The sequence below is a fragment of the Eikenella corrodens genome (genome assembly GCF_003990355.1).
In the GTDB taxonomy this organism is placed as follows: Bacteria; Pseudomonadota; Gammaproteobacteria; order Burkholderiales; family Neisseriaceae; genus Eikenella; species Eikenella corrodens_B.
This window is the reverse complement of sequence record NZ_CP034670.1, coordinates 142,495-163,153: the sequence shown is the minus strand read 5'-3', so window position 1 is coordinate 163,153 and position 20,659 is coordinate 142,495. Positions and strand designations below refer to the sequence as shown.

Sequence of the window (20,659 nt, the reverse complement as noted above, 5' to 3'; positions counted from 1 at the left end):
CAAATTTCATCTGCGATAGGAAGTACAAAGGAATACCATGAGCACCAACCAAGAAACCCCGCATAGCCTGCAACGCAACCTGAAAAACCGCCACCTGCAACTCATCGCCATCGGCGGCGCCATCGGCACCGGCCTGTTTATGGGTTCGGGCAAAACCATCCATCTGGCCGGCCCCTCCGTGATCCTCACCTACATCATCATCGGCGCTTTCCTGTTTTTCATTATGCGCGCCATGGGCGAGCTGCTGCTTTCCAATCTCGAATACAAATCCTTCACCGATTTCACCCACGATTTGCTGGGCCCGGCCGCCGGTTTCTTTGTGGGTTGGACATACTGGTTCTGCTGGGTCGTTATCGGCATGGCCGACATCATCGCCATTACGGGCTACACCCAATTCTGGTGGCCGGATGTGCCGCTGTGGCTGCCCGGGCTTTTCTGTATCGTGGTGATGGCGGGCATGAACCTGCTCACGGTGAAACTGTTCGGCGAAATGGAATTTTGGTTCGCATTGATTAAAATCATCGCCATTTTGCTGCTGGTGGTGGTCGGCCTGTTCTTGGTATTCACCGGCTTTATCGACCCCTCTTCCGGCGAAAAAGCTTCGTTTGCGCACTTGTGGAACAAAGGCGGCTTCTTCCCGAACGGCATTGGCGGTTTCTTCTCCGCCTTCCAAATCGCCGTATTTGCCTTTGTCGGCATTGAATTGGTCGGCACGGCGGCTGCGGAAACCAAAGACCCGGAAACCAACCTGCCCAAAGCCATCAACCGTATTCCCGTCCGCATCATCGTGTTTTATGTGCTGGCGCTGGGCGTGATCATGACGGTAACGCCGTGGAGCGAAATCGACCCCGCCAAAAGCCCGTTCGTGAATATGTTCACCCTCATCGGCATTCCGATTGCCGCAGGCTTGGTGAACCTGGTGGTGCTCACTTCCGCCCTCTCTTCCGCCAACGGTGGCATATTCTCCACCGGCCGTATGCTCTACGGCCTCTCCGAGGCCGGCGTGGCGCCGCGCATGTTCAGCCGCCTCAACCGCAACGGCGTGCCCGCCACCGGCCTGCTCTATTCCTGCCTCTACCTGATTGTGGCCGTATTCCTGCTGTATCAGGAGGGCGACATCATGGCCATGTTCACCGTGGTCACCACCCTCTCCAGCATCGGCTTCATTTTCGTGTGGATGATTATCCTGCTAGCCTACCTCAAATACCGCAAAACCCGCCCGCATCTGCACGAAAAATCCATCTACAAACTGCCCGGCGGCACCGCCATGGTGTGGCTGTGCCTCGCCTTCCTCGCCTTCGTGCTGGTGCTGTTCTCGCGCGATGCCGACACCCGGCTGGGGCTGATGTGCATGCCCATCTGGTTTGCCGCCTGCGCCGTGCTGTATTGGGTACTGTACCACCGCAAACACGGCGGCAATAAAACCTTGCCGCCGCAATAAGGATTCGGCCAAAGAAAGGCTACCTGAAAATTTTCAGGTAGCCTTATTTACGCAGGCTGGCGAAGATGGCCAGAATGGCTATGGCGCCCAGCGTGGAGGCAATCCAGCCTGCGGGCTGGCCGATGGCATACCAGCCCATCGTCTGCCCGACCCAGCTGGCCAGCACCGAGCCGCCGATGCCGAGCAGCGTGGTCATGACGATGCCCAGGCGCTGCCCGCCCGGATACAGGAATTTGGCCAAAACGCCGATGATGAAGCCGATGATAATGATGCCGATCATGGTGGGTTCTCCTCTTATGGTGTGGATAGGTAGCATACATATCAGGCAAATGGCTGGCTTTTCAAGAGAAAGGCTACCTGAACTTCAGCTTCGCAGGAACTCGCGGGGCTCGTTTTAACTCCGTTTAACTCCGTTGAAATTCACGCTTTCAGGTAGCCTTTTTATACCAAGGCAGCAAACTAAATGCCTACCAAAGCTGTTCCTGCGAAACTTCCTGCAGGCCTTGGCGCACGCTGGTGCCCACGCCTTTGCCGAACAGGCGGCTGATGTCGTCGGCGGGGGTGTAGTCCACCAGCTCGGGGGCTTTGATGATGTCGCGCGATACGCTGTAGATGTCGCCCAGGCTGTCGATGAGGCCGGTTTTGAGCGCTTCGTTGCCGGTGTACACGCGGCCGCTGAACAGGTCGGGATTATCCGCTTCGTTCAGGCGTTTGCCGCGCCCGTCGCGCACGGCTTTGATGAATTGCTGGTGGATGTCGTCCAGCATGCCTTGCCAGATGGCGGTTTGCTCGGGGGTTTCCGGGCTGAAGGGGTCGCCCATGCCTTTGTTGCTGCCTGCGGTGCGCTGGCGGCGCTGGATGCCCATATTGCGCATCAGGCCGGTAAGGTCGAAGCCGCTGCCAACCACGCCGATGCTGCCGACGATGCTGGATTGGTCGGCATAAATTTTGTCGGCGGCGGCGGCGATGTAGTAGCAGCCGGAGGCACACATGTCTTCGGCCACCACATACACGGGGATATTGGGATGCTCGGCGCGCAGGCGGCGGATTTCGCGGTAGGCCACGCCGGATACCACGGGTGAGCCGCCGGGGCTGTTGGCGCGGATGATGATGCCGCGCACCTGTTTGTTTTTATAGGCAGCTTCCAGACCTTGTCGCAGTTTGCCAGCCTGGTTTTCGCCGGCGGTAATCGTGCCTTCGAGGCGGATTACGGCAGTGTGCGGCTCGGCGGAAGCGGGGTTGAGGCTGCCCATCTTGCCGAAAACGGCAAACAAATAGAGTGCCAGAAAGGCGATGAGCAATAGTCGGAAAATGAGCTTCCAAATGCGGGCACGGCGCTGCTCGCGGTAGGCTTCAAGCAGGAGTTTTTCCAGCGTGTCGCGCTCCCAGTTGCCGCTGTTGGGCTCGCTATTGCGGCGGATGATGTGTTTCATGGGGTAACTTTCTTTGCATGATGTGGAAAGCCGGAAAGGCTGCCTGAAAGCATTCGCTTCAACGGAGTTAAAGGTATGCGCCTGATTCCGGCGGGGAAGAACGGCTATTGTAACACGCGAGGGCAACAACAGTTTCAGGTAGCCTTAGGCAAGCTGCTCGCGGAATGGAGGTATTCATTCATATTCGCCACCCACTGTTGCCTACAGGCTACCTGAAAGGCAGAAATGAAGTAAAACAAGCAGATATTGATTATTCATGTTACAATCAACCCCTTCATAAATTCAAAGAGACACACACCATGCGCCACCGCAAACTAGGCCGGCAACTCGCCACCTTCCGCCACACCCTCACTTGGACCTTTCTCGCCACCATTATCTTCCTGCTCCTGATGTTTATCCTGAATGCGGCCATAGGCAAAGACATCCGCGCCTCAGGCGACCCGGCCAATGTTGTGGGCTGGTTTAACATATTGTTCATCGCTTGGTATGGCATTTATGTAGTGGGGCAGTTCAGATCGCGCCTCACGCTGTACGAACACGGCTTTATCCTGCAAACCCTGTTTAAAGAACACGTTGTGGTGTATCGGGAAATTCGCGGCATTAAATCCAAATTCTCGCAAATCGAATCGCCCGGCTCGTTTATGCACGCCCGTATCGATACGCCGCAAGGCCGCGTGCTGCTGAAAAACAACTGGAAGCCGCGTAGAGATTTCTACAATTTCATCGCGCAATTCCTGTTTCAGGATGATGAAGACGACATAATCTTCCACTAAGCGGATTCAGAAAAAGGCTACCTGAAAATTTCAGGTAGCCTTTTATTCATCTGATCACAACAAACTATTTTTCAGCCTGCTTTTCAGCTTGAAGCTGAGCCTTACGCTCTTCCAGCCAGTGCTCCAGATAATGGATGCTCACGCCGCCTTTGGCGAAGCCGGGGTCGCGGAACAGGTCGTCGTGCAGCGGGGCATTGGTTTTGATGCCGCTCACGGTGAGCTCGGCCAGTGCCACGCGCATTTTGGCCATGGCTTGCGCGCGATCTTTGCCATACACGCAGATTTTGCCGATGAGGCTGTCGTAGTTCGGCGGGATGCGGTAGCCCTGGTAGATGTGGCTGTCCACACGCACGCCGAAGCCGCCAGGCAGATGGCAGCTGGTGATGCAGCCCGGGCTGGGGATGAAGCTGTAGGGGTCTTCGGCGTTGATGCGGCACTCGAAGGCATGGCCTTGGATTACCACGTCTTTTTGCTTGTATTGCAGCGGCAGCCCGGCGGCGATACGCAGCTGTTCCTGCACGATGTCGATGCCGGTAATCAGCTCGGTTACGGGGTGTTCCACCTGCACGCGGGTGTTCATTTCGATGAAGAAAAATTCGCCGTCTTCATACAGAAATTCAAATGTGCCGGCGCCGCGGTAGCCGATGCGTTTGCAGGCGGCCACGCAGGCTTTGCCGATTTTCTCGCGCTCTTTGGCGGTGATGCCGGGCGCGGGCGCTTCTTCGATTACCTTTTGGTGGCGGCGCTGCATGGAGCAGTCGCGCTCGCCCAGATAAATGGCGTTGCCGTGCTCGTCGGCCAGCACCTGCACTTCCACGTGGCGCGGGCGTTGCAGGAAGCGTTCCATATACACCATCGGATTGCCGAAGGCGGCTTCGGCTTCGGCCTTGGTCATTTCCACGGCCTTAATCAGGTCTTCGCGTTTTTCCACCACGCGCATACCGCGCCCGCCGCCGCCGCCGGAAGCCTTGATGATCACGGGGTAGCCCACGCGTTCGGCGGTTTTCAGGATTTCGTCGGGATCGTCGGAAAGCGCGCCGTCCGAGCCGGGCACACAGGGTACGCCGGATTCGAGCATGGCTTTTTTGGCAGACACTTTGTCGCCCATCAGGCGGATGGTTTCGGCACGCGGGCCGATGAAGATGAAGCCGGATTCCTCCACCTGCTCGGCAAAGCGGTCGTTTTCAGCCAGGAAGCCGTAGCCGGGGTGGATGGCGTCGGCGCCGGTTACTTCGGCGGCGGCGATGATGGAGGGAATGTGCAGATAGCTCTGTGCAGAGGGGGCGGGGCCGATGCAGACGGATTCGTCGGCCAGCTTAACGTGCAGGCTGTCGTTGTCGGCAGTGGAATGCACGGCCACGGTGGCGATGCCCATTTCGCGGCAGGCGCGCAATACGCGCAGAGCGATTTCGCCACGGTTGGCGATGAGGACTTTTTTCAGCATGAAATTCACTCTTTCATTCGGATACCACTGAATTTAATGGTTAAATAAGCTGATTACAGCTTCTCGGTTTTTTCCTGCGGCGGCATAGAATGCTTTCAGGTCGATTAGTAAGGGCTGTAAATCGTCCCATGCTTCATCATCATTTGCCCAAGCATCCGACAAATAAACATCGGCTTCTGCCATAGCCGTTACATTGCAGCGTTGCCTAGCCTCTTCCAACGATAGTTCGGATAGCGCCCAATTGAAGAAACCAACTTTTTTCACAGATATGTAAAACGTGGGAATATGTTCGAAACGATATTGGATACGGGAATAACCAAGAATAACATGGGTAAGCAACTCCCCCTCGTTTTCAGCAGTACGGGGCTGTCCGCTTACGAGAAAAGTCAGCGCATCCCAATATTTATCCACATACAGCACGCTCGGATCGTCAAACGGCCACTCTTTGTCCAAAAACTTCCGAAAACGGCGGGAATCGGAGGCATATGCCCTGAGTTTCTCCTCCGATACCCTATGCATTTCAACAGTCATTCCCATAGGCATGCACCGATAAAACAGGCAAAAAGGCTACTTGAAAAATTATTCGATGATAAACAGCGGCTCACCAAACTCTACCGGCTGGCCGTTTTCCACCAAAATTTCTTTCACCACGCCGCTGCGTTCGGCTTCGATTTCGTTCATCAGCTTCATGGCTTCGATGATGCACAAGGTGTCACCGGCGTTCACGCTCTGGCCCACTTCCACAAACACCGGCGCGTTCGGGCCGGGGGCGCGGTAGAAAGTGCCCACCATGGGCGAGGTTTGCGCCTTGCTCAAATCGCGCTCGGGCACGGCAGGCGCGCCTGCGGCTGCAACGGGCGCGGCGGCGGGAGCCGGAGCGGCGGCCACGGCAGGCGCGGCGGCATACACGGGCTGCGGCGCGGCCAGCGAGCGGGTGATGCGCACTTTTTCTTCGCCTTCGGTTACTTCAATCTCGGCAATGCCGGATTCTTCCACCAAGTCGATGAGTTTTTTGAGTTTGCGTAAATCCATAATCAGAGGTCCTTTTAAGGGATTCAGAGCCGGGCTTTAACCGGCTTGTTTTTGTTGCAAGTATTCAATGGCGAAATCCAGCGCGGCGGCGTAGCCGTGTGCGCCCAGCCCGCAAATCACGCCCTGCGCCAAATCGGAAAAATAAGAATGGCGGCGGAAGGGCTCGCGGGCGTGCACGTTGGAGAGGTGGACTTCGATAAAGGGTTTGCCGGCGGCGGCGAGCGCATCGCGCAGGGCGACGCTGGTGTGGGTGTAGGCTGCCGGGTTGACGATGATGAAGGCGGTATGGTCGGCCATGGCCGCCTGGGCACGCTCCACCAGCACGGCTTCGGCATTGCTCTGCACGGCTTCAAAGGCAAAACCGGCGGCTTCGGCGCGCGCCTGCAGGCCGGCATTGATGTCGGCAAGGGTGGTGCGACCGTAGATTTCCGGTTCGCGCCGCCCCAAAAGATTGAGGTTGGGGCCGTGCATAACGAGGATGGCGGGTTTCATGCTGGGGGGCAGTTTAAATTCGGTTGAAATGAATAATCGCGCCTGAAAACGCGCTTTGCCGCCGGTAGGGCAAGATGCGCATTTTCGGCGATAGTGGGGGAAATGTCCAGTTTTTGTATTTATCTGTATGGAAACAGCAGGGTTTGTAAAGCAGGAGGCTACCTGAAAACGCTGGCGGCGCAGAAATCCTGCCGCGCTGCATTTTCAGGTAGCCTCCGTTTTTTGGGGCGAATCAGGCTTTATTTATGGTCGTGCTGTTTCAGAATCTGATAAAGCTGGTCTTTCAGCTGCAATTTCTGTTTTTTCAACACTTCCACTTCTTCCAGATTGCCGGTAATCGGGTTTTTGGCCAAGTTGGCGATTTTTTCGTCCAGCTCGTTGTGTTCGTCGAACAGGCGGGCGAAGCGTTTGTCGGATTGTTTGAGCTGGCTGATGAGGTCGCGGTATTCGGGGAACATTATTTTCTCGCTTTCGGGTTGGTTAAGGGTTGAACAAACTTTTTATCTTGCCTGCCACTTTACCATAGCCGGCGGGAAAAATCGAACGGCTCACGCCTTTATTCGTTTTATAATGAAACCCCCGAAACTATTGCCTTGCCGCCATGCCCGAAATCGAAAGCCACCCCTTCCCCGCCCTGCTGCCGCCGGATGCCACCGTGATGATGATGGGCACCTTCCCGCCCAAGGCGGAAAAGCATGCCATGCAGTTTCACTATCCCAATTTCATCAACGACATGTGGCGCGTGTACGGGCTCGTGTTCTTCAACGATGCCGCGCATTTCCAAAAAACGGGCGAAAAAGCATTTGACGCGGAAAAAATCAAAGCCTTCCTGCACGAGCGCGGCATCGCCTCCTGCCCCACCGTGCTCAAAGCCGTGCGCGAGCAAGATAATGCTTCCGACAAATTCCTGCGCGTGGTGGAAACCGTGGATTTGCCCGCCGTACTCGCCCGGCTGCCGCGCTGCCGCCATATATGCACCACCGGCGGCAAGGCCACCGAAGTGCTGCTCTCCCTGCTGCCCGATGCGCCGAAAATGCCGAAAACCGGCGAAACGCTGCCCTTCACTTTGGCCGATCGGCACCTCACCCTCACCCGCCTGCCTTCCACCTCGCGGGCGTATCCGCTGAGTTTGCAGAAAAAGGCAGCGGCATATCGGGCGTTTTTCGAGATGGCGGGATTGGTATAGTTTTCAGGTAGCCTTTCACGGCGGCTTGAGGCTACCTGAAAATTGGAAGGACGGCAGGCGTAGTTTGGTTACACCAACGGCTAATCCAACCTAATCTTGCCACCAAGAAAAAATATGGCCATTAGAAGCAATTCAAAACAATCTGTTAAACACGGAGCCCTTATGTATTTATCCCAAATTCAATCCATTCCTGAAATCAAAGCATGCTACGATTCGCTATTTGAGCGCTACAAATATTATCAAGACCACCCTGAGGAATTAAAAGCGATTGTTGAAAAAACGTTTACTCAGGTAACATCTTGGAAAATTGCTAAAAATGGCACTGCCGCCTATCCTACGCCATACATCATGGAACTGATGGGGCAAGGATTTAAAACGCCAAGACTATTGAAAAAACCGTTTATTTCATTGGCAGAGGAAGCAAAACGAGGTTATGACAGTTATGGTTTCTGCGGCGAGAAATTATTATTGGACATCAACCCATTACAAGATGACGCAGATGAAATCCTATCATGCTACATTTATGAAAATGAAAAGATAACCAGATTTGGTATCCGTTATAGGCATTTTGAATTATTAAACAATAATTGCCTTACTTTTCCTTACAGGAATCAATTTTCACGTTTTGAAGTTCTGGCTGTGCACGATTTTTTCTGGTTATCGGATACCGTGCAAGTTTCAGTTAGTATTAATTACCATCTTGGTTATTACACCAGTGCATTCGTATATGATGCAAACAAACAATTAAAATACGTTGTCCAAACCGTACATTACCATGATAGCGTACGAAAGCAGAATTTGGGGCGCGCGCGTGCCGAATTTGTATCTGTGCTGCATTATGATGAAAAAGGAAAACTGAGCCATATTACGGCTGTACCAAATACTTGATTCTTTAAACGGGCAGGAAAACACTTGCTGCCTGCATCCCCTTTCAGGCTACCTGAAAAGGCAATAGAGAGCAGGCCGGGTTGATAAGCCCAACGTTTTTCAGGTAGCCCATCCCTTCTTTCGGGCTACCTGAAAAGGCAGCCCCAACGAAATTAAACCCGCACGGGCAGCAATGCCCGCCTATCCTTATGCCAAGCGCCGGTTCGGCAAAGCCGCCCTACTCAAAGCCGTTACCCAGGGCTATAATCCGCCCCTTGAGTCGGGGTGCTGCCTTGTGCGGCTGAGAACATACCCGTTGCACCTGAACCGGTTAATGCCGGCGGAGGGAACTCGCGGCCGGTTTGGGCGGGATGCTGCCCGGTTTGATTGGCCGCAGGCGGCAGAGCAGATTCTGCCGCGGCAACGTGATGATGCGCTCCGATTGATCGGGGCGTTTTTTGTTGCCTGCCGTCCTGAGCATGGCATGCAATATTTGTCCGTAAGTAGCTGTGTTTTAGAAGTAAATGTTTTTCAGGTAGCCTTCCATCAGTAGCGGCGGGCTGTTGCAAGAGGAGCAAACCATGCGTTTCCGTATTTGGCAGGCAAACGGCCTGCCGCACCCTTATGTGATGCTGTTTTTGGCACCGGCGTTCTGGGCCACGAGCAATGTGGCGGGCAAGCTGGGCAAGGCTTGGCTTTCGCCTGATGAGTTTACGTTTTGGCGCTGGGTGCTGGCGGCTTTGCTGCTTTCGTGGCTGTTCCGCGCGCGGATTCAAGAGGATTTGCCTGTGCTCAAAACGCGTGCGTTGTGGCTGTTGCTGGTGGGCGGCAGCGGGTTTGCGCTGTTTAATATTGTACTCTACAGCGCGTTTGCACGCGGGGCGGCGGTGGTGAATGTGTCGATTATCACGGCGCTGATTCCAGTGATGGTGTTGCTCGCGGAGGTGCTGTTTTGGCGCACGCGGGCGCATGGGCTGCAATGGCTGGGGGTGGGGCTGTCGTTTGCGGGCGTGGTGTGGGTGGTGGGCCGGGGCAATCCGGCCGCGCTGCTGGAAACGGGTTTGGCGCAAGGGGATGCGCTGGCATTGGCTACTTCTTTGATTTATGCGGGCTATTCGCTGGCGCTGCGTGCGGCGCCGAAGGTGCATTGGGCGAGCCTGCTGTGGGCGATGTGTGTGGCGGCGGTGGTGGCGAGTGCGCCGTTTTATGTGTGGGAAGGGGTGGAGAGGGGCTTCCGGCTGCCGCCGTGGCAGGCTTGGTTGCTACTGCTCTATGTTTCTGTGTTTATTGCGATTTTGTCCAAGCTGTTTTATATGGAAAGCGTGATTGCGATTGGCGCAGGGCGGGCGGCGCTCACGATGAACCTGCTGCCGGTGTTCGGCGCGCTGGTGGGCGCGGCGACCTTCCCAGACGAGCGGCTGGGCGGCTATGTGCTCACGGCCTTAATCTTGGTGGCGGCGGGGATTGCGGCTTCGGAATGGGGCGCGGCGAGAAAACGGGCTTTGGAAAGCGCGGGATAAGCGGTTAGAATGGAGTCCTTCATATTCATGAAGGCTACCTGAAACAGGTTTGGCATTTTCAGGTAGCCTTTCTACCCCATTACTAAAGGACGAACCATGCAAAACTACCAAGCCCCCGACGAGAAGGGCTTTTTCGGCGAACACGGCGGCGTGTACGTTGCCGAAACCCTGATTCCCGCCCTGCAAGAATTGGCAGCGGCCTACCAAGCTGCGAAAAACGACCCCGCGTTTTGGGAAGCGTTCCGCCATGATTTGAAGCATTATGTCGGCCGCCCCAGCCCCGTGTACCATGCCGCGCGATTGTCCGAGCATCTGGGCGGCGCGCAAATCTGGTTGAAGCGCGAAGACTTGAACCACACCGGCGCGCACAAGGTAAACAACACCATCGGTCAGGCACTGCTTGCCCGCCGCATGGGCAAAAAACGCGTCATCGCCGAAACCGGCGCGGGTCAGCACGGCGTGGCCTCCGCCACTGTCGCCGCCCGCTTCGGTATGGAATGCCATGTTTACATGGGCGCAGACGACATCATCCGCCAAGCGCCCAACGTGTTCCGCATGAAATTGTTGGGCGCAAACGTGGTCAGCGTCGATAGTGGCAGCCGCACGCTGAAAGACGCGATGAACGAAGCCATGCGCGAATGGGTCGCCCGCGTGGACGACACGTTCTACATCATCGGCACCGCTGCCGGCCCCGCGCCGTATCCCGAAATGGTGCGCGATTTCCAATGCGTTATCGGCAACGAAGCCAAAGCGCAGATGCAGGAAGCCATCGGCCGCCAGCCTGATGTTGCCGTGGCCTGTGTCGGCGGCGGCTCGAACGCCATCGGCCTGTTTCACCCGTATATCGGCGAAGAAAACGTGCGCCTCGTCGGCGTGGAAGCCGGCGGACGCGGCACGGACACCCCTGACCACGCCGCGCCGATTACCAGCAAAGCCCCCATCGGCGTATTGCACGGCTTCCGCAGCTACCTGATGCAGGACGAAAACGGCCAAGTCTTGGGTACACACTCCGTGTCCGCAGGCTTGGATTACCCCGGCATCGGTCCGGAACACAGCCACCTGAACGACATCAAGCGCGTCGAATACACCGTCGCCAAAGACGACGAAGCACTCGAAGCCTTTGATTTGCTGTGCCGCTTTGAAGGTATCATCCCCGCGCTGGAGAGCAGCCACGCCGTGGCTTGGGCAGTGGAAAACGCGCCGAAGATGGGCAAAGACCAAGTGATTCTGGTGAACCTGTCGGGGCGCGGCGATAAGGACATCAATACCGTGGCGAAGTTGAAAGGGATTGAGTTGTAAGGTTTCAAGTAGCCTTTGGGCTACCTGAAATTTTACCTGCATCATCATGCTGGATATTCACCGCCTCCCCGCCCCTCTACTCAAAGCTTGGGATAAAGTGCAAGCCGAACGCGAGCGCGAACAATTCCGCGACAGCGTAAAACGCCAATGGCTGGAACAGTTATTCAAAGCCGAACTCAAAACGCGCGGCTTTCAGACGGCCTCCGGCGGTTTTATTTATTGGGTTAAAGACGGCTACATTTTCAGCGTTGTCCAGGCCTATTTGGTGGCCGTGTTTGACGGCAAACCCATCAGTGAGCGTGTATCCATCCGCATAGAAGCCAAACCGGATTGTCTGGATTCGTTGTTTTTCAAACTGTTTGGCGAAGAAGAGATGATAAAAAGCTTCAGCAGCCGGCTCAATGGCGAACCGTCGCTGGGTTTAACGGGGATACAAGACGAGTGGTGCATACAAGAACCCGACTTCGCCCACTTTACACTTGAGCAAATGCTGGATTGGGTACGGCAGCCTGCCGGGCAAATAGAAGCCGACATTGCCCGCTTTACGCAGCAAGTGCCCGACTTAGGGGGCTTCTGCCGCTTCATGCAGAGCCGCCCGTTAGCAAGCGGCATGGAAAACGAACTCTATGCGCTGGTATTGTTCCGCCTGCAGCGATACGGCGAACTGCGCCGCTTCCTATCCGGCAGCCCCGATTTCTACCAATTTGCCAACGGCACAACCCTGTTTGCCGCCCTGCAAAAAATGTTGGATGAGCAAGCGTAGTCCGCATGGGTAGAGCAAGCGTAGCCTGCACAGGTAGGGTGTGTGCGAAACGCACGCACGCGGTTTCAGCTTTCAGGTAGCCTTTTCGTGTCTTCTGCCAAACGTCCTAGCGCGGATGGCGCATGATGATGCGCAGCAAGCGGCCCGTATGAGTAGAGTGTGTGCGAAACGCACGCAGTCTTAGTTTTCAGGCAGCCTGAAAGCTCAGTTTCAACGAAGTTAAAAAACGCGTGGGCATAAATGGCTACCTACCTATACTAAGCTTGCCAGCTTATTATCTGATTGGGTTAATTATGGGTTTTCTCACTAGATTTATTCATTATATAAATAATCATTTTTATGTAGATTATTCATGGTTTTCATTAATTGCATTTTTCTTTGCATTGGGAGGTAATTTGATTTGGTTGGGAGATTCTTGGTATCAGCGAAAATTGCTCCCACCAACCGAGATTGAAATAGTGGCTGATAGAATCACCCTAGTGTCCAATAGGACGGGAAGTAGGATGGATAGTGATACAGTGTTTCTTTATATAGATGATGAGCTTTCACCTAAATACTCTGCACCATGCGGAGGGAATGTTTCCTTATCCTTTTGTGGTTACCGTAAAGAGACTGTAATAAATAATGCGAAGATGAAATTTATGATTTTATTAGTTGACAACAGAGACAGGAGGAATAAAAGTTATTATGGGAATATATTATCATTAACGGGTAATGATGATAATGTAATTATTAAATATGATGTAGGAAGTGTTGGGCCTACAAGGAAAAGAGTGGTAAATAAACGTATTTTTGGGTTGTTTTCAATAATTTGTTTTTTTGTTGCTTTTTTTATCTTATTAATCAGAATGGTTAATAAGTTTCAGAAAGGTTGGTAGCAATCAAGCGCAGCCCGCACAAGGTAGGGTGTGTGCGTCCCGCACGCACGCGGTTTCAGCTTTCAGGCAGCCTGAAAACGCAGTTTCAACGAAGTTAAAAAATGCAGGCTGCTTTCAAAGCCCTCAAACGGTTCAAAAAGCAGCCTGCACAGCAAACACGGTTCGGATTCCCAAATCCACCGCCCGGCCAAAGCCGTCTGAAAAAAATCGTTCGGCTGTGTGTAGCTCATGGCAATCTTTCTTGCAGGAAAGGCCGTATGCTACCGCATACTGGCCTTTTTCTGTTATGGAAAGTTGCACTTCAAATGCGAATCCGCCGCCGTCTGAAAAGTTGCAACGGCATTGAAGCTGCATTTTCAGACGGCCTCCAATCCTTTCAAACCCGCCTAGCGGAAAAACGACGGTACCTTTTGCATTCTCATGCCTTTGTCGGGGAAGATGATCCCGGGGTCTTCGTAGCGGCAGGATTTGTTGGTGACGACGTTGCAAGGGACGGCGCAGGAGGGAGTTGCCCCGACGGTGGGGTGGCAGCCTTGGCCGCCCTGGTTTTGGCAGTTGCCCGTTGCCGTTATTTTGGCAAACTCGTGGGTGGGGCCGTAGCCCATTGCGTCAAAGCCTTTGCCGTTGCGTCGCCCCTGCGCCATGGTAAAGCACAGATTGCTGTAAAGAACGGCGGTTTGGCAGTTTCTGCCGCCGGCCTGGCGGCATTGTTTGAGTGCGTCTGCCGAGGCGGCTTCGGGGGTGTCGAAGGCTTTGTCGGTTGTCCATAGCATTTTTATCTCGGGCGAGACGGCATATCCGCCCCATTTGCGCGGGTGCATTGGGCGCGTGGCCAGTTCCGCTTTGGAAGGCAAACCTTTCATTGCTTCCACAATCGGCATCATGGATTCGACATCCTGTGCGGAAGGGCCGTTGTTTCCTTTGGCAGCCTGCAACACTTCGTAGGCAAGCGAACCCTGGCAGCCCGCCAGCAGAGTAGCCAGCGCGGCGGCGGCCAGCAGGTGTTTTTTGTGAGACGGCATAATCATCCCTTATTTATGGCGGTTAAAACAGATTGCTGTAATGTGGCGCGGATTATACCATCCCACCCATGCCTGACGCATTACTTTTTACTTTCCGCCCCTGCTGCAGCGGCATATGTCATATAATACACAGTCTGACGAAGTTCAAAAATGCAGGCTGCTTTCAAAGCCCTTAAACGGTTCAAAAAGCAGCCTGCACAGCAAACACGGTTCGGATTTCCAAATCCGCCGCCTCGTTCAAAGCCGTCTGAAAAAATCGTTCGGCTTGCCGCCTGAAATTTCACCCCTTTATCACCACAAGCAAGCGTAGCCCGCACAGGTAGGGTGTGTGCGTCCCGCACGCACGCGGTTTCAGCTTTCAGGTAGCCTTTTCGTATCTTCTGCCAAACGCTCTAGCGCGGATGGCGCATGATGATGCTCAGGATACTTTCGTCTAATTCTTCATCCGGCTTATTCAAGCCTACTGGCTTCACTTGGCCGTTGAAATGGCCATATGGCAATGGCGCGCCACACACGGGGCTTGGCCGGTGTGTTGGCTTTATTGGCTGCGCTACCGGCAGCTCCCGCACTATCAGCGGCTTGCGGCCTGTTTTACAGCTTGAGCTCTTCGCGGTATTCTTCGCAGCCGTATTCTTTATCGGCATTGCCAAAGAAGGTATCGCGCACTGAGAGGATGGTGCCGTCGGGCTTGGTTACCACGATGCGGTATTCGTGGCCAACGTAATGGCGGTAGTTTTGGTAATACTGCACATTGCCGGATTGGCCCACATACGCCTGACGGACGTCGTAGTACTCGATGCGCCAGGCATAGAGGTCGCGCACTTCATTATTTTTCACGCAGTTGCGGCGCACGATATCGGGCATGCGCTGGGCGTCGGCAACAAAAGCGCTGATGCCTTTGCCGCGCCAGCGCAGAGTGTCGATCGGGCTGATGGTGGTGGCGCAGCCTGCCAGCAGCAGGGCGGCGGCAAACGGCAGCAGCCGTTTGGTTTTGCGGGATGCGGTTTGTGGACACATAAATACTCTCCGTTTTGTTCTGGGTTTGGCTCGACTATGCCATACGGCGCAAATCATACAGCAAAGCAGGCCGAAAACATATAACAAACCGGAAGGCTAACGATACCGGGCGGTGAACCGCAGACGATACGGCAAGGCGAACCGGTGCCGCCGCGAAAGCACGGTTGGTTGGCATAACTGCGGCAAAATAAACTTGCCGCCACTTAGAGATTTTCGGATAGAGGCGGCCTGAAAGCGCGGGCGCAGGCTTCAATGGCGTGAAACCGGTGTTGCCACCCGGCCTTTTGCGTTTTTATTTTCAGGTAGCCTCAATCCCAGCGTGGGCATGTGCAGCCGTATCGAAAAATAAGCTTATCCGCTATATAATCCCGCCCGTTTAACCACCTTTCAGGAGAATCCCATGTCTACTTCACGCTTGTTTGCGGCTGCCGTATCCACCGCCCTGCTGCTGGGCGGCTGCGCCAACAGCTCCGCCCTGCAATACACCACTTCCCAAGCGCAAAACACCGCCCGGGTTTACTACGGCGAAGTGCTGTCGGTAACGCCCACCCGAATCCGCGGCGAAGACAACCCGCTGATCACCGCTGCAGGCTCGCTGCTGGGCGGCATCGGCGGTAGCAACTTTGGCAATGGCCGCGGCGAGGCGGTGAGCGCGATTTTGGGCGCGGTGGTGGGCGGTTTGGGCACTCAGTCGCTCACCCGCGGGCTGGACAGCCAGCGCGGCTATGAAATCGTGGTGCAGCTGGAAGGCTCGCGCGACGCGATTTCCGTGGTGCAGAAAGACGACATCCAATTCCGCCCCGGCCAGCGCGTGCGCGTGTTGCAAGGCGCCAACGGCATCACCCGCGTGCTGCCGGCGAGCCAATCTTCGGCCTACTAAAAACCTGTTTACAGCCCTTAATCGGCTGCACGGTAAGGATAAAAGGCTACCTGAAATTTTAGGTAGCCTTTTTGTTGAATACCAGCAGGCGGCCTTAAATCCGCTTGGCCAGCTCTTCCGCTTTGCCCACATACAGCGCGGGGGTAAGCGCGAGCAGGCGTGCTTTGGCCTCTTCGGGGATGTCGAGGCTGCGGATGAAGGATTGGAGGGTGGCGGGCGTGATGCCGTCTTGGCCGCGGGTGAGGGCTTTGAGCTGCTCGTAGGCCTGCGGCACGGCGTGGCGGCGCATCACGGTTTGGATAGGCTCGGCCAGAAGCTCCCAGGTGGTGTCGAGGTCGGCCTGCATGGCGGCGGGATTGGCTTCGAGTTTGTTCAGACCGCGCAGGTGGGCGGCCCAGCCGAGCAGGGTGTAGCCTGCGCCCACGCCCATGTTACGCAGCACGGTGCTGTCGGTGAGGTCGCGCTGCCAGCGGGAGACGGGCAGTTTCTCGGCCATGAAGCCGAGGATGGCGTTGGCGGTGCCGAGGTTGCCTTCGGAGTTTTCAAAGTCGATGGGGTTCACTTTGTGTGGCATGGTGGAGGAGCCCACTTCGCCGGCCTTCACTTTTTGTTTGAAATAGCCGAGCGAAATATAGCCCCACACGTCGCGGTTGAAATCGATGAGGATGGTATTGATGCGGCTGAGGGTTTGGAAGAACTCGGCCATGTAGTCGTGCGGCTCGATTTGGATGGTGTAGGGGTTGAAGGTGAGCCCGAGCGATTGTTCGACAAAGCGGCGGCAATGCGCTTCCCAATCCATATTGGGATAAGCGGAGAGATGGGCGTTGTAGTTGCCCACGGCGCCGTTGATTTTGCCCAAAAACTCCTGTTTCTCCAGCTGGGCGGCTTGGCGCTGCAAACGGGCGAGCACGTTGGCAATTTCTTTGCCCAGGGTGGTGGGGGTGGCGGGCTGGCCGTGGGTGCGGCTCATCATGGGTTGGGCGGCCAGGCTGTGCGCCATTTGGCGCAGTTTGGCGGCGATTTCGGCCAGCTTGGGCAGCAGCACGCTATCGCGGGCTTCACGCAGCATCAGGGCGTGGGAGAGGTTGTTGATGTCTTCGCTGGTGCAGGCAAAGTGGATGAATTCGTTTGCCTTTTGGATTTCAGGTAGCCTTTCGAAGCGCTGCTTGAGCCAGTATTCCACGGCTTTCACGTCGTGGTTGGTGGTGGCTTCGATGGCTTTCACTTCGGCGGCGTGTTCGGGCGAAAAAACGGCAATCACGGCATCGATTTCGGCCAAGGTGGCGGCGGAAAAGGGTGGCACTTCGCTAATTTCGGGCGCGGCAGCCAGCGATTTGAGCCATTCCAACTCCACGTGCACGCGGGCGCGGATCAGGCCGTATTCGGAAAAAACGGGGCGCAGGGCTTCAACGGCGGCGGCATAGCGGCCGTCGAGCGGGGAAAGGGCAAGCAGGGCAGACATGTGGTTTCCTATGAAAAAAGGCCGACAAAACGGCGGTATTCTACCCGAAAAGCGGGAAGGCTACCTGAAAGCGATGGTTTGGCGCATTCTACGAGGCTTAAAGCAGTAAAATACGTTTTCACTTGATGCTTTCAGGTAGCCTCACACATGAGCCGCTTTATCCGCCAAACCCTAACCCGCCCGGATGCCCTCGCCATCAGCGTGGATTTATCCCGCATCAAAACCCCGCACAGCCTGATGCAGCGCATGCAGGAAGCCTTCGAACTGCCCGCCTATTTCAACAGCGGCAGCCTCGATTCGCTCAACGACTGTATGCGCGACTTGGGCTGGCTGCCGCAACGCGAAATCCACATCGCCTTTTGCGGCCTGTCCGACCTCAAGCAACGCCAGCCCAAACTGTTTGCCGATATTGCCGACTGCCTGGAGCTATACCGCGATTATTGGCACGGCAACCCGCAGGAGCATAAAATCGTGCGGATTTCGATAGCAGATTAAACCGCCAGCCGCTCCCCATTTACACTTCGCTGAAGCTCACGCTTTAGCGCCAGAACAACGTTTTTCAGGTAGCCTTTTATGACCTTTACCCTTCCCATCCTGCTTGCCGCCTGCTTTGCCGCTGCCCTACTCTGCGCACTCATCGTCTGGCTGTGGCAAAATGCCCGCAACCAAGCCGCGCAACACCGCCACCAACAGGAAGCCGACCGCCTGCAACACCAGCTCGCCCTGCAACAGCAGGCCTGGCAGCAAAGCGAACAGCAACTCGGCCACACCGCCCAAAGCCTGGCCGATAGCCAACAGCAGCTTTCGGCCGCCCGCCAAGCCGCACAGGATTACCAAACCCGCGCCGCCGCCGCCGAGCAATCGGTGCAACATTTCACCAACCGCCTAGCCGAGGCCGCCGAACGGCAACAGCAACTGTTGCGCGAGCTTGCCGCCGCCAAGCAGCAATCCGCCGCTGGGCAGGAAGAAGTGCAAAGCTGGCAAACCCGTGCCGTGGCTGCCGAACAATCCAAACAACATCTCGACCGCAGCTTGGCCGAAGCCGCCGAGCGCCAACAGCAACAGCAGCAAGAGCTGGCCGCCGCCAAGCAGCAGCTCGCCGCCGAACAGGAAGCAAACCAAAGCTGGCAAACCCGTGCCGCCGCCGCCGAAAAATCCGTGCAGCACCTCAACAACCAGCTGGCCGAAGCCGCCGAACAGCAACAGCAGCTCCAACAGCGCTACGAAACCGCCCGCCAAGAGCTGGCCGCCAGCCGCCTGCAGCACGAACGCGTGCAAACCCAAATCGAACAGCAGCAGCAAGCCCACGCCGAACAAATCGCCCTGCTCAACCAAGCCCGCCAAAACTTGGGCGAACAATTCCAAAACCTGGCCAACCAAATCCTCGAAGAAAAAAGCCGCCGCTTTTCCGAGCAAAACCGCCAAGAGCTCGACCAACTGCTCAATCCCTTGAGCGAAAAACTGCAAGGCTTCAGCCAGCTCGTGCAAAACACCTACGAAAAAGAAGCCAAAGAGCGGCTCACGCTGGAAAACGAGCTCAAACGCCTGCAACAGCTCAATGCCCGGCTGCACCAAGACGCCCAAGCCCTCACCCAAGCCCTCACCGGCAGCCGCAACAAAAGCCAGGGCAACTGGGGCGAGATGATTTTGGAAAAAGTGCTGGAAAACTCCGGCCTGGTGAAAGGGCGCGAATACTTCGTGCAAAGCGGCGGCCGCCAAACCGACAGTGACGGCGAAAGCCGCTACCTCCAGCCCGACGTGCTCATCAACCTGCCCGACAACAAACAAATCATCGTCGATTCCAAAGTGTCGCTCACCGCCTACGTACGCTACACCCGCGCCGAAAGCCCCGAAGCCGCCGAAGCCGAGCTCGCCGCCCACCTCGCCTCCGTACACCAGCACATCAAAGAGCTCGCCGCCAAACGCTACAGCGACATCGAAGGCCTGGTATCGCTCGATTTCGTCTTCATGTTCGTGCCCGTAGAACCCGCCTACCTGCTCGCCCTGCAGCAAGACCCCGATCTCTTCCAAACCTGTTTCGACCAACGCATCATCCTGGTCGGCCCCAGCACGCTGCTGGCCACCCTGCGCACCGTGGCCAACATCTGGCGGCACGAATACCAAAACCGCCACGCCCTGCAGATTGCCGACGAAGGCGGCAAACTCTACGACAAATTCGTCGGCTTCGTGGAAACGCTGGGAAAAGTGGGCAAAAACCTCCAGCAGGCGCAAGAAAGCTACCAAACCGCCCACAAACAGCTTTACAGCGGCCGCGGCAACTTGGTCAGCCGCGTGGAAAAACTGCGCCAAATGGGCGTGAAAGCCAGCAAACGGCTCGACGCGCAGCTGGTGGAGCAGGCCGGCAGCGAAGCGGCGGAGATGCTGGAAGACAAAACAGACGGCGGGCAGCCGGAGGCTACCTGAAAAACATCCTGCAGGCGCAACGCCTTTTATCGGCTGCCAATCCGCGTAAAGCAAATGTTTTCAGGTAGCCTTCTCCGGCTGCCAAGGCTACCTGAAAAAGCAACGGGTCTTGGCAAAGCCAAGGGCACAAGCCGCAATGGGGCGAAAACAATATGGTGGATTAACAAAAATCAGGACAAGGCGGCGAGCCGCAGACAGTACACACGTTACGGCAAGGCGAGACAACGCCGTACTGGTTTTTGTTAATTCACTATACATTCGATTTTCAGGTAGCCCTTCCCTCCTTTTGCTACAATCCCGCCTTTCCCACCACCGCCGCCCGATTATGAAGCTCCTCGCCGTCATCCCCCACTACCGACATCTCGGCACGCTGCCGCAGGTGGTTTCCGCCCTGCGAGATTGCGGCCTGCCCGTTTTGGTGGTGGACGACGGCTCGGGCGAAGACTGCCGCGCCGGTTTGGAGGCCTTGCGTGAAGAAGGCGTTCAGGTAGCCTTCCGTCCAACCAACGGAGGCAAGGGCAGCGCGATGAAGTGGGGCTTCAAGCTGGCGGCGCAGCAGGGTTTCAGCCACGTTTTGCAGATTGATGCCGATGCGCAGCACAACTTTGCCGACATCCCGCACTTTGTGGAAACCGCGCAGTCGCAGCCGCAGGCGGTGGTGTGCGGGCGGCCGGTGTACGGCGGCGACGTGCCCAAAGCCCGCTTCTACGGCCGCAAAATCACCGA

The 20,659-nt window shown here is 56.0% G+C and carries 22 protein-coding genes, 1 pseudogene and 1 riboswitch; of the genes and pseudogenes, 12 read left to right on the top strand and 11 right to left on the bottom strand.

Going from position 1 to position 20,659, the window contains the following annotated elements:
* Nucleotides 1-37: 37 nt before the first annotated feature.
* Entirely contained in the window at nucleotides 38-1,441 is a 1,404-nt protein-coding gene (locus ELB75_RS00935; RefSeq protein ID WP_126982296.1) for an amino acid permease, read from the top strand.
* A gap of 43 nt (nucleotides 1,442-1,484) precedes the next feature.
* On the opposite strand, the gene ELB75_RS00930 is transcribed toward ELB75_RS00935, so the two are convergent.
* Both ELB75_RS00930 and ELB75_RS00925 read right to left on the bottom strand, forming a co-directional pair.
* Nucleotides 1,485-1,721 carry a GlsB/YeaQ/YmgE family stress response membrane protein gene (locus ELB75_RS00930; RefSeq protein WP_126982295.1) on the bottom strand — a complete coding sequence of 79 codons (237 nt, stop codon included), beginning with the start codon at nucleotides 1,719-1,721 and terminating at the stop codon, nucleotides 1,485-1,487.
* 187 nt (nucleotides 1,722-1,908) lie between these two features.
* On the bottom strand, nucleotides 1,909-2,874 hold the full coding sequence (locus ELB75_RS00925) for a S49 family peptidase (RefSeq protein ID WP_126982294.1): 966 nt from the start codon (nucleotides 2,872-2,874) through the stop codon (nucleotides 1,909-1,911).
* Nucleotides 2,875-3,173: 299 nt separating this feature from the next.
* Here ELB75_RS00925 and ELB75_RS00920 point away from each other — a divergent pair, with 299 nt between their 5' ends.
* Complete coding sequence (locus tag ELB75_RS00920) at nucleotides 3,174-3,647, top strand: DUF6585 family protein (protein WP_126982293.1); 474 nt, start codon at nucleotides 3,174-3,176, stop codon at nucleotides 3,645-3,647.
* 64 nt (nucleotides 3,648-3,711) lie between these two features.
* Here ELB75_RS00920 and accC read toward each other — a convergent pair whose 3' ends face one another.
* The 5 genes from accC to ELB75_RS00895 all read right to left on the bottom strand — a co-directional run bounded on the left by accC (nucleotide 3,712) and on the right by ELB75_RS00895 (nucleotide 7,073).
* Nucleotides 3,712-5,091 (bottom strand): acetyl-CoA carboxylase biotin carboxylase subunit, encoded by a 1,380-nt coding sequence (accC, locus tag ELB75_RS00915; RefSeq protein ID WP_126982292.1) that lies wholly within the window; start codon nucleotides 5,089-5,091, stop codon nucleotides 3,712-3,714.
* Between the two features lie 33 nt (nucleotides 5,092-5,124).
* Nucleotides 5,125-5,628, bottom strand: coding sequence for a DUF1877 family protein (locus ELB75_RS00910; protein ID WP_164726755.1), 504 nt, complete (start codon nucleotides 5,626-5,628; stop codon nucleotides 5,125-5,127).
* Between the two features lie 42 nt (nucleotides 5,629-5,670).
* Nucleotides 5,671-6,123, bottom strand: coding sequence for an acetyl-CoA carboxylase biotin carboxyl carrier protein (gene accB, locus ELB75_RS00905; protein ID WP_126982290.1), 453 nt, complete (start codon nucleotides 6,121-6,123; stop codon nucleotides 5,671-5,673).
* 36 nt (nucleotides 6,124-6,159) lie between these two features.
* Nucleotides 6,160-6,615, bottom strand: a complete 456-nt coding sequence (gene aroQ / locus ELB75_RS00900) for a type II 3-dehydroquinate dehydratase (RefSeq protein ID WP_126982289.1) — start codon at nucleotides 6,613-6,615, stop codon at nucleotides 6,160-6,162.
* Nucleotides 6,616-6,854: 239 nt separating this feature from the next.
* Complete coding sequence (locus ELB75_RS00895; protein WP_064090661.1) at nucleotides 6,855-7,073, bottom strand: HP1242/YdcH family protein; 219 nt, start codon at nucleotides 7,071-7,073, stop codon at nucleotides 6,855-6,857.
* A 143-nt stretch (nucleotides 7,074-7,216) separates the two neighbouring features.
* Between ELB75_RS00895 and ELB75_RS00890 the strand changes: the two genes are divergently transcribed.
* The 6 genes from ELB75_RS00890 to ELB75_RS00865 all read left to right on the top strand — a co-directional run bounded on the left by ELB75_RS00890 (nucleotide 7,217) and on the right by ELB75_RS00865 (nucleotide 13,128).
* Nucleotides 7,217-7,801, top strand: coding sequence for a DNA glycosylase (locus ELB75_RS00890; RefSeq protein ID WP_126982288.1), 585 nt, complete (start codon nucleotides 7,217-7,219; stop codon nucleotides 7,799-7,801).
* A gap of 162 nt (nucleotides 7,802-7,963) precedes the next feature.
* A complete protein-coding gene (locus ELB75_RS00885; RefSeq protein WP_126982287.1) occupies nucleotides 7,964-8,689 on the top strand; it encodes a hypothetical protein in 726 nt (241 codons plus the stop codon).
* 250 nt (nucleotides 8,690-8,939) lie between these two features.
* Nucleotides 8,940-9,034: riboswitch (TPP riboswitch) on the top strand.
* Between the two features lie 215 nt (nucleotides 9,035-9,249).
* Nucleotides 9,250-10,188: a DMT family transporter gene (locus tag ELB75_RS00880; protein WP_126982286.1), complete on the top strand. Its 939-nt coding sequence runs from the start codon at nucleotides 9,250-9,252 to the stop codon at nucleotides 10,186-10,188.
* A gap of 96 nt (nucleotides 10,189-10,284) precedes the next feature.
* Nucleotides 10,285-11,487: a tryptophan synthase subunit beta gene (gene trpB / locus ELB75_RS00875; protein ID WP_126982285.1), complete on the top strand. Its 1,203-nt coding sequence runs from the start codon at nucleotides 10,285-10,287 to the stop codon at nucleotides 11,485-11,487.
* Between the two features lie 46 nt (nucleotides 11,488-11,533).
* Nucleotides 11,534-12,250, top strand: coding sequence for a hypothetical protein (locus tag ELB75_RS00870; RefSeq protein WP_126982284.1), 717 nt, complete (start codon nucleotides 11,534-11,536; stop codon nucleotides 12,248-12,250).
* Between the two features lie 293 nt (nucleotides 12,251-12,543).
* Nucleotides 12,544-13,128 (top strand): hypothetical protein, encoded by a 585-nt coding sequence (locus tag ELB75_RS00865; protein ID WP_126982283.1) that lies wholly within the window; start codon nucleotides 12,544-12,546, stop codon nucleotides 13,126-13,128.
* 132 nt (nucleotides 13,129-13,260) lie between these two features.
* Here ELB75_RS00865 and ELB75_RS00860 read toward each other — a convergent pair whose 3' ends face one another.
* The 3 genes from ELB75_RS00860 to ELB75_RS00850 form a co-directional block, all read right to left on the bottom strand.
* Complete coding sequence (locus tag ELB75_RS00860; protein WP_126982282.1) at nucleotides 13,261-13,482, bottom strand: hypothetical protein; 222 nt, start codon at nucleotides 13,480-13,482, stop codon at nucleotides 13,261-13,263.
* 32 nt (nucleotides 13,483-13,514) lie between these two features.
* Nucleotides 13,515-14,150, bottom strand: coding sequence for a DUF4189 domain-containing protein (locus ELB75_RS00855; RefSeq protein WP_241236095.1), 636 nt, complete (start codon nucleotides 14,148-14,150; stop codon nucleotides 13,515-13,517).
* A 591-nt stretch (nucleotides 14,151-14,741) separates the two neighbouring features.
* Complete coding sequence (locus tag ELB75_RS00850) at nucleotides 14,742-15,167, bottom strand: hypothetical protein (protein WP_126982280.1); 426 nt, start codon at nucleotides 15,165-15,167, stop codon at nucleotides 14,742-14,744.
* A gap of 400 nt (nucleotides 15,168-15,567) precedes the next feature.
* Here ELB75_RS00850 and ELB75_RS00845 point away from each other — a divergent pair, with 400 nt between their 5' ends.
* Complete coding sequence (locus ELB75_RS00845; protein ID WP_126982279.1) at nucleotides 15,568-16,047, top strand: outer membrane lipoprotein; 480 nt, start codon at nucleotides 15,568-15,570, stop codon at nucleotides 16,045-16,047.
* Between the two features lie 94 nt (nucleotides 16,048-16,141).
* On the opposite strand, the gene purB is transcribed toward ELB75_RS00845, so the two are convergent.
* Entirely contained in the window at nucleotides 16,142-17,509 is a 1,368-nt protein-coding gene (gene purB / locus ELB75_RS00840; RefSeq protein WP_126982278.1) for an adenylosuccinate lyase, read from the bottom strand.
* 147 nt (nucleotides 17,510-17,656) lie between these two features.
* Between purB and ELB75_RS00835 the strand changes: the two genes are divergently transcribed.
* The 3 genes and pseudogenes from ELB75_RS00835 to ELB75_RS13095 form a co-directional block, all read left to right on the top strand.
* Nucleotides 17,657-18,004: a barstar family protein gene (locus tag ELB75_RS00835; protein ID WP_126982277.1), complete on the top strand. Its 348-nt coding sequence runs from the start codon at nucleotides 17,657-17,659 to the stop codon at nucleotides 18,002-18,004.
* Between the two features lie 78 nt (nucleotides 18,005-18,082).
* Nucleotides 18,083-19,933 carry a DNA recombination protein RmuC gene (locus ELB75_RS00830; protein WP_126982276.1) on the top strand — a complete coding sequence of 617 codons (1,851 nt, stop codon included), beginning with the start codon at nucleotides 18,083-18,085 and terminating at the stop codon, nucleotides 19,931-19,933.
* Nucleotides 19,934-20,069: 136 nt separating this feature from the next.
* Nucleotides 20,070-20,606 (top strand): annotated as a pseudogene (locus ELB75_RS13095) (glycosyltransferase); the annotation flags it as partial.
* Between the last annotated feature and the right edge of the window lie 53 nt (nucleotides 20,607-20,659).